Annotated in this window: 14 protein-coding genes and 1 pseudogene; 9 read left to right on the top strand and 6 right to left on the bottom strand. The window is 63.4% G+C overall.

The window, feature by feature from the left end; all coding sequences use genetic code 11:
- From AC0L7P_RS03715 to hemN, 6 genes are all read left to right on the top strand, one after another.
- Complete coding sequence (locus tag AC0L7P_RS03715) at positions 1-795, top strand: AAA family ATPase (RefSeq protein WP_473434550.1); 795 nt, start codon at positions 1-3, stop codon at positions 793-795.
- A gap of 4 nt (positions 796-799) precedes the next feature.
- Positions 800-2,677: a nitric oxide reductase activation protein NorD gene (locus AC0L7P_RS03720; RefSeq protein WP_473434551.1), complete on the top strand. Its 1,878-nt coding sequence runs from the start codon at positions 800-802 to the stop codon at positions 2,675-2,677.
- 1 nt (position 2,678) lies between these two features.
- Positions 2,679-2,852 carry a hypothetical protein gene (locus AC0L7P_RS03725; RefSeq protein ID WP_473434552.1) on the top strand — a complete coding sequence of 58 codons (174 nt, stop codon included), beginning with the start codon at positions 2,679-2,681 and terminating at the stop codon, positions 2,850-2,852.
- 62 nt (positions 2,853-2,914) lie between these two features.
- Positions 2,915-3,073 (top strand): NnrT protein, encoded by a 159-nt coding sequence (locus tag AC0L7P_RS03730; protein WP_473434553.1) that lies wholly within the window; start codon positions 2,915-2,917, stop codon positions 3,071-3,073.
- The gene (locus tag AC0L7P_RS03735; RefSeq protein WP_473434554.1) at positions 3,070-3,762 is read left to right on the top strand and encodes an NnrU family protein; all 693 of its coding nucleotides are present in this window, start codon (positions 3,070-3,072) and stop codon (positions 3,760-3,762) included. Before AC0L7P_RS03730 ends, AC0L7P_RS03735 begins: the two co-directional genes overlap by 4 nt.
- Positions 3,763-3,813: 51 nt before the next feature.
- Positions 3,814-5,169 carry an oxygen-independent coproporphyrinogen III oxidase gene (hemN, locus tag AC0L7P_RS03740; protein WP_473434555.1) on the top strand — a complete coding sequence of 452 codons (1,356 nt, stop codon included), beginning with the start codon at positions 3,814-3,816 and terminating at the stop codon, positions 5,167-5,169.
- A 95-nt stretch (positions 5,170-5,264) separates the two neighbouring features.
- Here hemN and AC0L7P_RS03745 read toward each other — a convergent pair whose 3' ends face one another.
- The 4 genes and pseudogenes from AC0L7P_RS03745 to AC0L7P_RS03760 form a co-directional block, all read right to left on the bottom strand.
- Positions 5,265-5,573 carry an SUMF1/EgtB/PvdO family nonheme iron enzyme gene (locus AC0L7P_RS03745; protein WP_473435535.1) on the bottom strand — a complete coding sequence of 103 codons (309 nt, stop codon included), beginning with the start codon at positions 5,571-5,573 and terminating at the stop codon, positions 5,265-5,267.
- Positions 5,567-5,980: pseudogene (locus AC0L7P_RS03750) on the bottom strand (formylglycine-generating enzyme family protein); the annotation flags it as partial. The gene AC0L7P_RS03745 and the pseudogene AC0L7P_RS03750, both read right to left, overlap by 7 nt.
- An 86-nt stretch (positions 5,981-6,066) precedes the next feature.
- Entirely contained in the window at positions 6,067-7,215 is a 1,149-nt protein-coding gene (gene nirK / locus AC0L7P_RS03755) for a copper-containing nitrite reductase (protein WP_473434556.1), read from the bottom strand.
- A gap of 157 nt (positions 7,216-7,372) precedes the next feature.
- Positions 7,373-8,122, bottom strand: coding sequence for a sulfite exporter TauE/SafE family protein (locus tag AC0L7P_RS03760; RefSeq protein ID WP_473434557.1), 750 nt, complete (start codon positions 8,120-8,122; stop codon positions 7,373-7,375).
- Positions 8,123-8,205: 83 nt separating this feature from the next.
- Here AC0L7P_RS03760 and AC0L7P_RS03765 point away from each other — a divergent pair, with 83 nt between their 5' ends.
- Positions 8,206-8,901 (top strand): FadR/GntR family transcriptional regulator, encoded by a 696-nt coding sequence (locus AC0L7P_RS03765; protein WP_473435536.1) that lies wholly within the window; start codon positions 8,206-8,208, stop codon positions 8,899-8,901.
- Here the strand turns inward: AC0L7P_RS03765 and AC0L7P_RS03770 are convergent.
- Complete coding sequence (locus AC0L7P_RS03770; RefSeq protein ID WP_473434558.1) at positions 8,874-9,311, bottom strand: GntR family transcriptional regulator; 438 nt, start codon at positions 9,309-9,311, stop codon at positions 8,874-8,876. The two genes, AC0L7P_RS03765 and AC0L7P_RS03770, sit on opposite strands and share 28 nt — an antisense overlap.
- Complete coding sequence (locus AC0L7P_RS03775; RefSeq protein ID WP_473434559.1) at positions 9,211-9,621, bottom strand: GntR family transcriptional regulator; 411 nt, start codon at positions 9,619-9,621, stop codon at positions 9,211-9,213. The genes AC0L7P_RS03770 and AC0L7P_RS03775 overlap by 101 nt, the downstream gene beginning before the upstream one ends.
- A 175-nt stretch (positions 9,622-9,796) precedes the next feature.
- On the opposite strand from AC0L7P_RS03775, the gene AC0L7P_RS03780 reads away from it, so the two are divergent.
- Together AC0L7P_RS03780 and AC0L7P_RS03785 are read left to right on the top strand one after the other, a co-directional pair.
- Positions 9,797-10,855: an ABC transporter ATP-binding protein gene (locus AC0L7P_RS03780; RefSeq protein WP_473434560.1), complete on the top strand. Its 1,059-nt coding sequence runs from the start codon at positions 9,797-9,799 to the stop codon at positions 10,853-10,855.
- Between the two features lie 48 nt (positions 10,856-10,903).
- The gene (locus AC0L7P_RS03785; protein ID WP_473434561.1) at positions 10,904-12,142 is read left to right on the top strand and encodes an extracellular solute-binding protein; all 1,239 of its coding nucleotides are present in this window, start codon (positions 10,904-10,906) and stop codon (positions 12,140-12,142) included.
- Positions 12,143-12,155: the final 13 nt, after the last annotated feature.

Genomic DNA, 12,155 nt, shown 5'->3' on the forward strand with positions numbered 1-12,155 from the left:
ATGAACATGCAATCCCATCCTGAACTACCGTTCTATCAGCCTGTCGCCGACGAATGCGACGTGTTTGAAACGGCCCACACAAACGGTTTGCCCCTTCTTTTGAAGGGGCCGACCGGCTGTGGCAAAACCCGCTTTGTTGAACATATGGCGGCGCGCCTTGGCTTGCCGCTTTACACCGTGGCCTGCCATGATGATCTGTCGGCGGCGGATCTGATCGGGCGCTATCTGCTCAAGGGCGGCGAAACGATCTGGGTCGATGGCCCCCTCACGCGGGCCGTGCGCACCGGCGGCATCTGTTATCTTGATGAGGTGGTCGAGGCGCGCAAGGATGTGACCGTGGTTCTGCATCCGCTGACCGATGATCGCCGCCGCCTGCTGATCGACCGCACCGGCGAAGAATTGGCAGCACCGAAAAACTTCATGGTCGTGGCCAGTTTCAACCCCGGCTATCAGAATATCCTGAAAAAGCTGAAACCCTCGACGCGGCAGCGGTTCATCTCGATCGGGTTCGATTTTCCGCAACCCGACGTGGAAACCGCCGTTGTTGCGGCCGAAAGCGGGCTGGACGCCGACCGCGCCGGGGCGCTGGTGCGGCTGGCCGGGCATATCCGGCGATTGTCGGGCATGGATCTTGAAGAAGGCGTGTCCACCCGCTTGCTGATCTATGCCGCCACCATGGTCGCCAAAGGCATGAAGGTGGACCGCGCCATCGAGGCCGCGATCGTTGAGCCGCTGTCCGATGAACCCGATGTGCAACAGGCGCTGCGCGATCTCGCGGCCAGCGTTTACGGGTGACGTCATGATCCGCCTGCTTGATCTGATGGAGCCAGAGGAAACCGTCGGCAACCTCTGGCACGACATGTCCACGCGGGTGGGCCGCGCCGACGGGCATGCGCAGCGCGCCGTCGCGTTTGATGCCATGCGCCCCAGCATTGCCACCCTGTTCCGCGCACTGGGCGGGGCGCCGGGGACCGAGATTGTCGCCGCACCCGCCGCCGCGTCCGACCACCGCCCTGACCGGCTTCGCCGGATCGGCACGCCCCGTGAAATGGTGCATGTGGCCGATTTTGACGGTGAGCGGCTGCGCCTGCCGCCGGTGATTGATGGCTTTCCCACCCGCGATCTGAACCGCTCTGCCTTTCTGTGGCTGGCCGCCCTTGGTGCCATGGTTGAACTGCCGGTGGCCACGGGCGATCTTTTGGCCGATGACCGGGCTGAAATCACCGCGCTGGCCCGGGCTGCTGATCGGGCCTATGCCGCTTGCCCCGGTTTGCGCGCCGCTTACGCGGCCTGTTGCCGCCAGATTGCCAGCACCCGTCGCCGTGGGGGGCTGCCCCGGTGCGAAGCGGGGGTTGAACGGTTGATCCTCGATCAGTTGAACGGCGTGGCCGAGGCAGAAGAATGCCTTGTCTGCCCCGCACCGCGCGGATACCGCACATTTGCGCCGGTGCCGATCTGGCTGCGCCTGCGCGCGCGCATAGGCGGGGCCGGTGCCACGCCCGACGCCGCCGAAGAACAACAGCCCGCCTTTGGCATCGAAACCCGCAAGGATGCCAGGCGCGAAAACCGCGATCAGGCGGATCGCCCCGACAGTTTCATCATTCACCGGTTCGAAACAATCATGTCATGGGCGGAAAGCCTGAACATCAACCGGATGGTTGATGACGACGACCCCGACAATGCCGCCAAGGCCGCCGAGGATCAGGATCACCTGAGCCTGTCCCAGCAAATGAAACGCGCCGCCACCCGGCTGCGTGTCTCGTTGGATCTGTCACCGCAGGACGCCGAACACGAACGGCTGGCGGGCCAATTCACCTATCCCGAATGGAACCACCGCACCGCCAGCCACATGCCCGGCCACACCCGAATTCTCGAGGTCGAGGGCAAGCCAGCGGCCCACTACACACCCGACGCCCGGCTGGTCGCGCGGGTGCGACGGCAGTTTGCGCCGTTACATCCCCGACGGGTCATTCTGCCCCGGCAGATGGATGGCGACGATCTGGATCTTGACGCGTTGATTGCGTCGCGCTGCGATCTGGCGGCGGGGCACCAGGGAAGCGACCGTGTCTGGCAGGCGACCCGCCCCATGGCGCGGGATCTGTCGGTGGCGGTCCTGCTCGATTGTTCCCGTTCGACCGAGGCCGCCATGGGCGATCATTCGGTGATCGACACGGGGCGCGAGGCGTTGGCGGCGCTGGCCGCAGGCATCGCCACGGCGGGGGACCGGCTGGGCATCTGGGGGTTTTCGTCGCTCAGGCGCGACCGGGTGTTTGTGACCCGTGCCAAGGGGTTTGACGATCCCATGAATTCGGCGGTCACGGCGCGCATCGGCGGGTTTCGCCCGGGCCATTATACCCGGTTGGGGGCCGCCCTGCGCCATGCCTCGGCGCACTTGGCGGGCGAGGGGGCCACGCGCAAATTGTTGTTGGTGATCACCGACGGCAAACCCAACGATCTGGACCATTACGAAGGCATCCACGGGATTGAAGACAGCCGCATGGCGGTGCGCGAGGCCCGCGCGCTGGGCCAATCGGTGCATGGTGTCATTGTCGATGCCGATGGGCAGGATTGGTTCGCCCGGATTTTTGGGCGCGCCGGTTTTACCCTGTTGCCCGACCCGGGCCGCTTGCCACGGGCCTTGCCCGAGATCTATCAATCACTCACAACGGAGCACTGACATGCGTTTCCTGATCTTTCTGTTTGCCACTCTGCCGGTTGCCGCGCTGGCCGAACCGTTTGAGCGCCCGATTCCGCAACCCCAGACCGAGGCCGCGGAATTCTGGTTTCTGATCGCCTCCATCGCCCTGATCGTCGCGCTGGCGGCGGTGCATTTCGTGGTGCACCGCAGATGAAACCGCGACCGTCCCTTCGCCTGTTTGCAGGGTTATACCCGTTCGGCGCTGGGGCTGCGGGGGTGAACCTGTTTTTCGCCTCGCTGATCGGCGGTTGGCTGGGCTGGCCCATGCTGACACCCTGGCAGGCGGCGGGCTGGGGATTGTTGCTGGGTGTTCCGGCCACATGGGTTTTTGGCTGTCACATTGCCCGGCTCATGCGAAAGGCGGATGGCGGATGAACGGTTGGGGTGAATTCACGCTGGCGATGGCTCTGTTTATGGGCAGCCATTTTTTGCCCCGTGTCGGGGGGCTGCGTGAGCGGTTGATCGCGGCCATGGGGCGGCGGGCGTATTTTTCGCTTTACGGGCTGGCGTCGCTGGCGCTGCTGGTCTGGATCGTCGTGGCGGCGGGGCGGGCGCCCTATGTCGAACTCTGGCCGCAATGGCCGTGGATGCGCTGGGTGCCGAATGTGGCGATGCCGCTGGCCATTTTGCTGACCTGTTGTGGCATCGGGATGGCACAGCCCCACACGTTGGGGGGCAGGCCAAAGCGGGCGTTCAATCCGGCCAATCCCGGTTTTGCCGCTGTCTGCCGTCACCCGTTGTTGATGGCGCTGGGGCTTTGGGCGGCATCGCATATGGTGCCCAACGGTGATCTTGCCCATGTGATTCTGTTTGGCGGCTTTGCCCTGCTGGCCTTTGGGGCCATGCCGCTGTTTGATAACCGGGCGCGGCGGGCGCTGGGGCCGGACGCGCCGGCATTTTTTGCGGCAACGGCGCGCTTTTCGCTCGCTCCGCTTGCTCATCGCCGCTGGTGGCATGCCAGTGGGCGGCGCCTTTTGCTGCGCTGTGCGATTGCGCTGGTGCTGTGGTTTGCCGTTCTGCATCTGCACACCTTTGTGATCGGGGTTTCGCCCTTTCCCGTCTGACTTTGATCCTGCGCAAAGTCGGCAATGGCGGGAATCGCCATACCCTTGAATATGGAACAAATTGACCGCCTCCGCGCCCTCGGGCTTTTTGATGCGCGCGTGCCCCGCTATACGTCATATCCCACTGCGCCGGTGTTTTCACCTGCGGTTGGATCGGATCATCAGGCCACGGCCCTGGCGGCGCTGCCCCCGGATGTGCCGGTGTCGGTGTATCTGCATATCCCGTTTTGTGAACGCCTGTGTTGGTTTTGCGCCTGCCACACCCAGGGGACAACCACGCTCAGCCCCGTTGAAAGCTATCTTGGCACGCTGGAGCAGGAGTTGGCGCTGTTGCGCGCGGTGCTGCCCGAAGGGGTGCGCATGGGGCGGATGCATTGGGGCGGGGGCACCCCGACGATCCTGCCGCCGCATTTGATTCATCGGCTGGCGAGGGCGGTCAAGGCGGTGATCCCGCCCGCCGGCGATTGGGAATTTTCGGTCGAGATTGACCCGACCATGGTGGACCGCGCCAAGATTGATGCGCTGGCCGCCGAGGGGATGAACCGGGCCAGCATCGGGATTCAGGATTTTGACCCGAAGGTGCAGGCCGCCATCGGGCGCGCCCAGCCGTTTGAGGTGACGCGCGCCTGCGTTGACGATCTGCGCGGGGCGGGGGTTTCCTCGCTCAATACCGATCTGGTGTATGGGCTGCCCCATCAGGACAACCCGCGCATTGCCGATACGGTGGACAAGGTTCTGACCCTTGGCCCCGACCGCGTGGCGCTGTTTGGCTATGCCCATGTGCCATGGGTGTCAAAGCGCCAGAAGCTGATCGACGAAACGGTGCTGCCCGGTGATCTGGCCCGGTATCATCTGGCCGAGCTGGCGGGCGCGAAATTTCGCGAGGCCGGGTTTGCCCCGATCGGGATCGACCATTTTGCGCGGGCGGGGGATGAATTGGAAACCGCCGCGCGCAGTGGCCGGTTGCGGCGCAATTTTCAGGGCTATACCGCCGATACCTGCGCCACATTGATCGGGCTGGGGGCGTCGTCCATTTCGCGCCTGCCGCAGGGTTATGTTCAGAACGCCGCCGCCACCCCCGCCTATATTCAGCGGATCGAAGCCGGGCAACTGGCCGGGGCACGGGGCCATGTGATGCGCGGTGAGGATGTGCTGCGTGCCCGCGCCATCGAAATGCTGATGTGCGAATTCCGGTTGGATCGCCAGGAATTGCGCGCCGGATTCCCCGATCAGGCGGTGGCATTGGATGCCACCTGCGCGGCGGTTGCCACCCGGTTCGGGGATCTGGTTGCGCTGAGCGACGATGCGCTGACGATCCTGCCCGAGGGGCGCGCCCTGACCCGGATCGTGGCCAGCGCGTTTGATGCCCATGTGCGCGACGGGGTGCGTTACAGCCGGGCGTCGTGAACGCCCGGCATCATTTGCCGCGCACCAGCCGGAAACCCAGATAATCAGGAGGTAGGCCAACGGCACAACCGCCGACGCTGGCATCGCGGACGAAATCAATCACGGCCGCCCGGTGCAGCCCCCGCGATGCGCACACCGCAATAGGGCTCGGCGCTGGTGACGGTGCCATCGGCGGCAAGGGTGCCGTTTTCGATACAGCCGTCGGTCCATTCCCACACGTTGCCGGCCATGTCGGCCACACCATGGGAATTGGCGCCGAACCCCCCGAGGGACGCAGGGCATAGGTGACCCGCCCGCGCAGCAGAATGCCCCGTTCGTATTGTTCCAGCATCCGCTGGCCGGGGTCCAGAACCGAGTCGTCGGGGGCGGCATCGCCAAACCGTTCTGCCGCTGCAAGCTGCCATTCTTCGGCGGTGGGCAGGCGCCAGATCTCGCCGGTTCTGGCCGATAACCAGGCCGCATAGGCGTTGGCGTCGTTCCAGTTTACGTTGGTCTGGGGCATGGTGTCGGAACGCGATGTGTCCGCAGCGGGGCAGGCACCGGCTATGACACAGGCCCGATAGTCGCCGCCCGTCACTTGATAGGTCATGATGTCGAAGGCGGCCACTGAAACCTGTCGTGTCGGGGGTGTCACGGTCTTGGTGGCCTGTTGAAAGCTGCCGATGGGGCGGAAGGTCAGATCGCCTGCTGCAATATGTGTGGTTTCGGGGCCGTCACCTGATGGCTGGTCCGGGGCGTTGAGCCACAGTGCCACACCGGCCACCGCGCAGGTTGCGAGGGCGATTGATGCCAATTTTCCAAAGCGTCCCATGTCACTGTCCTTTCCCCGTTCGAAGGGTCAAAACAACAGTGGGGCGCCCGGTGATCCGGACGCCCCCTTCGTTTCTGAACACCGGATCAGGGCAGTGCGGTGCGCCCTTCATAGGCGGCGTCGTATTCAACAGGCGCCTGCACCTGTTCCATAAGGTCGTTGTCCCAGTCGCCCTGTACCACGATATGGGCCGTTGCGCCAAGGTTCACCGCCTCGATCAGATTGTGGTTCACATAGGCATAGACGCCTGGCTGGCGGAATTCATAAAGCGCAACGCCGCAAGAGCCGCCGGCGATGAACCATGTCTCCATGTCCTTTTGGGGCGGGTTGTTGAATTTGCCCCGTTCCCAGACCAGATCGCCGTGCCCGCCGATGATGTGGGGGCGGGTGTCGCGGTTGGCCTGGCTGTGGATGAACAGCACCCTTTCGCCCTGATTGGCGGTCAGGGCATTGTCGCCGGTCAACGACCCGACCCTGCCGTTGAACACGACATGGCTGGGGGTCAGTTTGTTCATCACCTCCAGCGTGTCAGGATAGCTTTCGCCGACATCCTCAAACCGCTTGTATTCGCCGTTTTCATCCTTGGGAATGTAGAGATCATTCTCGCCGATGTAATAGGCCCGGTCATAGCTGACGGGCTGGCCTTCGGCGTCTTTCAACCCGTCGCGGGGCAGAACCAGGATCGCACCCGACATGCCGCTGACGACGTGCCACGGGATCATCGGCCCACCGGGGGCACAGTGATAGACAAAAGCGCCGGGGCGGTTTGCCTTGAACCGCAGGGTCGTCTTTTCGCCCGGGTTTACGAGGGTCAGCGACCCACCGCCCAATGCGCCGGTTGCCGCATGGAAATCAATGTTGTGCTGCATCAGGTTCTCGTGCGAGTTGAACAGCGTCAGTTCAACATAATCGCCCTCGTGGACCACCATCAAAGGCCCGGGGATCGATCCGTTGAATGTCATTGCCCGAAGATAGACACCGTTGTCGATCTCGACCTCTTTTTCGACAATCTGCATTTCGAACTGAACCACCCGGGGTTCAGGGGGGACCACCTGATCGTGGGGGGGCACCATGGGCGGGCGCACCAGTTTGCCCTTGACGCGTTTCAGCATCGACAGATCGACCGGCGCCGCCATGGAGGTATCCATGATTTCTTCGGCTGTGGCGGCCTTGGCCAGCATGGGCAGCGCGGCAGCGCCTGCAACACCCAGCAACGCGGCTCTTCGGGTTACCATCTTGCTACTCCTTCAATGTATCATTTTGGCTTGACCCGTACCTATGCGCTGCGCCGCGGCAAAACGTTGTCGCAGCGCAATAACCACGCGCAATCTTGTGAAATCCAGGGAATCGAGAATCTGTATGACCCACCGCCAGTGCGGCAGGGCCGTGTGTTCAGGTGACGAAAAACAGCACTGTCATGACCGCGCCGATCGCGACGATTGCCGCGCGCAAGCGTTCGGTGCGCTGGATACGGCGGGCCATTTGCGCGCCCAGAACGCCGCCAATGGCAGTGGCAACCGCCAGAACCAGCACCGAATCCCATGCGATCAGCCCGGCAACGGCATAGGTGCTGACCGATACCACCGAAAGAACCGCTGCCAGCATGTTCTTCAGCCCGTTCATGCCATGCAGGTTGGTGAACCCGATCAGGCCCAGAACGGCCAACAGCATGATCCCCAACCCGCCATTGAAATAGCCGCCATAGACGGACACCGCAAAAATCGCGCCTGCCGAAACCACAGGGCCGGCGCCGGTCGCGCCCCGTGCCTTGATTGCCCTTATGACATTCGGCCCGATGGCAAACAGTAGGGTCGCCGCCAAAAGCAGCCAGGGCACGATCCCGACAAAGGCGTCCCCCGGGGTCAACAACAGCAGAACGGCACCGCCCAGACCGCCAACCACGGCAACCGCAATGATCGCCCGCAGGCTCAGCGTGCCTTCGGCGCGCAGGTCGTGGCGATAGGCCCAGGCGCTGCCGAAATAACCGGGCAGGGCCGTGAGGGTGGCCGTTGCATTGGCCATCACGGGTGGAACGCCCAGCCATACAAGGGCCGGAAAGCTGAGAAAGGTGCCGCCCCCGGCCACGGCGTTCAGGCCGCCCGCCAGAAGCCCCGCAACGGCAAGGACGAAAAAGGACAGCATAGCGGCTCCGTTTGATTGACAGCGCTCTATGGCAGGCATCATGATTGGTCTGCAAATTGGTCTGAAAGGGGCGTGGCGTGGGAATGGGGCGTGAAACCGTGCGCGGCGTGCTTTGGCGTATCCTGGAGGAAACAGCCCCCGCCCCCGGTGATCGTCTGCCCCCGGAACGCAGCCTCAAAACGCTGGTGGGGTGCAGCCGCGAAACCCTGCGCGCTGCCCTTGCCACGCTTGAGGCCGAGGGCCAGATCTGGCGCCATGTGGGGCAAGGCACCTTTCGCGGCCCGACACCGCGCGGGCAGCCGATCCGCGACAATCTGCTGATCGAGGCGGTGACGCCACAGGATCTCATGGATGCGCGGCGGCTGTTGGAACCACAGGTCGCGGCGGCGGCAGCGGTGCGGCACGGGCCGGGTGACATCGCATTCCTGCACGCGCGGGTCGAGGCGGGGCGCCGGGCGCGCGACCGGGCCGCAGGCGAGGCCGCCGATGATGCCTTTCATCAGGCCGTCGCGCAGGTGGCGCGCAACCCGGTTTTGATTGCCCTGCTACGCTATTTGTCCGGGGCGCGGCGCCGGGCCACATGGCAACGGGAATGGGACCGGATCTATCGCCGGATCGGGGTGAGCGAATTCACCGGCCTGCACAGCGCCCAGCATCACCAGATCGTCGATGCCATTGCCCTTGGCGATGCCGATGGCGCGCGGTTGGCGATGGACAGGCATCTGGCCAGTATTGATGCGGCGATGCAGGTTCAGGTCAGTTCGGCCACCACGTCATAGGCATCTCCGCGATACAGCGAACGGACAAGTTCAACCGCGCGCCCGGAGGGCAGGTAGGACACCCGTTCAACCTTCAGCGCGGCGGCCCCCGGCAAAACGCCCAGTGCCTCGGCGTCCCGGGGGGTGACGTTGATCGCCGTGATCCGCTGGACCGCGCGCACCGGGCAGACCCCGCGCGCCTGCAACACCTCATAAAGCGAGCCTGTCACCACGTCCGGGTCGGGCAGGAATGTCGTGGGCAGGGAGGCGCGCTCGACCGCCATGGGCCGGTCATTGGCCAGCCGCACTCGGGCCAGCCGCGTCACCCGGTCAGCCATCGACAGGCCCAGCGACATCATTTCTTCGTTGGTTGGCGCATGTAACCCCCGCGCCAGCCAGCGTGATCCGGCGGTCAGGCCACGGCGGCGCATATCCTCGGAAAACGAGGTAAGATGTTGCAGGGGGCGTGGCGGGCCGGGGTTGCGGGGCGACATAGGTGCCAGACCCCTGCCGCGCCACCAGTTTGCCGGTTTCGATCAGGGTCTGCATGGCCCGGCGCACAGTGACCCGGCTGATTCCGGTCATCCGGGCCAGATCCCGTTCGGCGGGCAGGCTGGCGCCCTCGGGCAGGGTGCCATCAGCGATCAATTCGCAGATCGCATTGCCCAACTGCCGATAAAGCGGCCCTGGCGCCCGGTTCCGGGCCAGAGCATCGGCAAAGAGTGCATCTTCGGCTGTCACAGGTCTGGTCCGCCCGGCTTATTTTCAATGCCAATATAAGGCCAATTTTCCGGAAGGCGCAACCAATACGGTTGCATTGAGGTAAATTCGGACCATTGCCCGACAACAGGTATTGAAATGGTTTGACCGACCCAAAGCCTTCCTGCTAGGCCTGTGGCAAGGGGGACCATATCACATGGCCAAGCTTTCGCTCAGGGGCATTCGCAAACAATTCGGCACGACCGAAGTGTTGCGCGGCATTGATCTTGAGATCGGCGACCGCGAACTGGTGGTGTTCGTCGGCCCGTCGGGCTGTGGCAAATCCACCCTGTTGCGGCTGATTGCCGGGCTTGATCCCACGTCGGGCGGGGAATTCTCCATCGACGGGCGCGACATGACCCATGTTCCCCCGTCCAAGCGGGGCATCGCCATGGTGTTTCAATCCTATGCCCTGTACCCACATATGTCGGTGCGCGAAAACATGACATTCGGGGTCAAACTGATGGGTCTGCCCCGGGCGGAAATCGACGCCCGCATCACCGAGGCCGCAACCATGCTGCGGCTGGATGAATTGCTGGACCGCAAGCCGCGTGAACTGTCGGGCGGGCAACGCCAAAGGGTGGCCATCGGGCGGGCCTTGGTGCGCAAACCCGATGTGTTCTTGCTGGATGAACCCCTGTCCAACCTTGACGCCGCCCTGCGCGCCGATGTGCGGCTGGAAATTGCCAAGCTGCACGAGGATATTGGCGGCACGATGATCTATGTCACCCACGATCAGGTCGAGGCGATGACCCTTGCCACCCGGATCGTGGTGATGAACGGCGGCGCGGTTGAACAGGTGGGCACCCCGCGCGAATTGTTCGAAACCCCGCGCAATACCTTTGTGGCCACCTTTATCGGGTCGCCCCGGATGACCTTGGTCAAGGCGCAGCGCAGCGGTGACAGCTTTGAAATTGCAGGCAGCGGCGCGGTGGACCTGCCCGGCGCCCCCGACAGCGGGCGCGACATCACGCTGGGCCTGCGCCCCGATGCGTTGAGCGTAACGCCGGATGGTCCGGGGTTCACCGCCGATTTCGTCTATTCCGAATATCTGGGCAATGATGCCTATGTCTATGCCCGGCTGGGCGATGGCACGCTGGTGTCGGCCCGGGTTGATCCTTCGGTCGATGCACCCGCATCGGGCGGCAAGATCCGCCTTGCCCCGCGCCCCGATGCCTTGCATTTTTTCGACCCCGAAACCGGGTTGCGGCTGTAACGCGACCCCGGACGGGCAATATCAAAAGACAACCGACAGGAGAGCCACATGAAACACCCCTTTACCCTTGCCACCCTCGGCCTGATTGCCGGCGCGATCGCCGCGCCCGCATTGGCACAGGACATCACATTCTGGAGCTGGCGGCAGGAAGACCGCGCCGTTTACGAATCGCTGATCGACAAGTTCGAGGCCGAAAATGAAGGCGTGAGCGTCAAGTTCGAAGCTTTCGAGGCCCAAAGTTACAACACCGTCCTGTCAACCGGGCTGGCCGGTGGTCAGGGGCCGGATGTGATGATGGTGCGGGCCTATGGCGCCTTTGAAACCGTCGCGGCGGGCGGATACCTGATGCCGCTGGATGCCGAATCCATTCCGGGCCTCGGTGATTTCCCCGAGGCTGCGCTGAGCGCCGAAACCCTGCGCGAAGATGGCAAGATTTATGCCGTTCCCTTTGCCAGCCAGACCATGTTGGTGATCTATAACAAGGACATCTACGAAAAGCTGGGCCTGTCCATCCCCCAGACCAAGGATGAGTTGTTGGCCAATGCCAAGGCCATCAAGGATGCGGGCATGTATGCCTTTGCCAACGGCACGGCCACCGCGTGGCAGAACGAAACCATCGTTTCGGCGCTTGCCTCGTCCATCGTTGGGCCGGAGTTCTATGCCGACATTTCGGCGGGCAAGACCGATTTCACCGATGAACGCTTTATCGGCGGGCTGAAGGCATTGCAGGAGTACAGCGCCTATTTCCCCGATGGGTTTACCGGCCTTGATTACGCCTCGGCACAGCAATTGTTCGCCTCGGGCCTTGCCGCCATGTTTGCGGGCGGGTCGTTCGAACTGGCCAATATCCAAAGCCAGAACCCCGACATCAATCTGGGCGTTTTTGCTGCCCCCGGTGTTACGGCGGATGATCCCAAACTGGTGGGCGTGTTCTTTGACGGCGGGTATGCCGGGAATGTGAAAACCGAACACCCCGAAGCGGTCAAGAAATTCCTTTCCTTCCTTGCCTCAAAGGGGTTTGCACAGGATTTCGCCAACCAACTGGGCAACATCAGCCCGGTTCCCGGCGTGACGCTGGAAAACCCGCTGTTGCAGGACGTGGCCAACCTGAACAAAAGTTCGGTTCCCTATATTTTCCTCACCAACTTCCGCTTTCAGGAGCCATCGGGTTCGGTCCTGATTCAGGCTGAAGTACAGCGCATGCTGGCCGGGGAAAGTGACGCGCAAGCGGCAGGCAAGGCCGTGACCGACGGCATCGCCATCTATTACGCGCCGTTCCAGAAATAAGATAACGTCGGGC

The organism is Oceaniglobus sp. K40-3, from assembly GCF_055808395.1.

What these genes read in the sequence shown, in the direction of transcription:
- AC0L7P_RS03745 (WP_473435535.1), bottom strand. Translation starts at nt 5,573, where the DNA reads ATGGCAGCTTGCAGCGGCAGAACGGTTTGGCGATGCCGCCCCCGACGA.
- hemN (WP_473434555.1), top strand. Translation starts at nt 3,814, where the DNA reads ATGGAACAAATTGACCGCCTCCGCGCCCTCGGGCTTTTTGATGCGCGC.
- AC0L7P_RS03780 (WP_473434560.1), top strand. Translation starts at nt 9,797, where the DNA reads ATGGCCAAGCTTTCGCTCAGGGGCATTCGCAAACAATTCGGCACGACC.
- AC0L7P_RS03720 (WP_473434551.1), top strand. Translation starts at nt 800, where the DNA reads ATGATCCGCCTGCTTGATCTGATGGAGCCAGAGGAAACCGTCGGCAAC.
- AC0L7P_RS03735 (WP_473434554.1), top strand. Translation starts at nt 3,070, where the DNA reads ATGAACGGTTGGGGTGAATTCACGCTGGCGATGGCTCTGTTTATGGGC.
- AC0L7P_RS03725 (WP_473434552.1), top strand. Translation starts at nt 2,679, where the DNA reads ATGCGTTTCCTGATCTTTCTGTTTGCCACTCTGCCGGTTGCCGCGCTG.
- AC0L7P_RS03765 (WP_473435536.1), top strand. Translation starts at nt 8,206, where the DNA reads ATGGGGCGTGAAACCGTGCGCGGCGTGCTTTGGCGTATCCTGGAGGAA.
- AC0L7P_RS03715 (WP_473434550.1), top strand. Translation starts at nt 1, where the DNA reads ATGAACATGCAATCCCATCCTGAACTACCGTTCTATCAGCCTGTCGCC.
- AC0L7P_RS03760 (WP_473434557.1), bottom strand. Translation starts at nt 8,122, where the DNA reads ATGCTGTCCTTTTTCGTCCTTGCCGTTGCGGGGCTTCTGGCGGGCGGC.
- AC0L7P_RS03785 (WP_473434561.1), top strand. Translation starts at nt 10,904, where the DNA reads ATGAAACACCCCTTTACCCTTGCCACCCTCGGCCTGATTGCCGGCGCG.
- AC0L7P_RS03770 (WP_473434558.1), bottom strand. Translation starts at nt 9,311, where the DNA reads ATGCGCCGCCGTGGCCTGACCGCCGGATCACGCTGGCTGGCGCGGGGG.
- nirK (WP_473434556.1), bottom strand. Translation starts at nt 7,215, where the DNA reads ATGGTAACCCGAAGAGCCGCGTTGCTGGGTGTTGCAGGCGCTGCCGCG.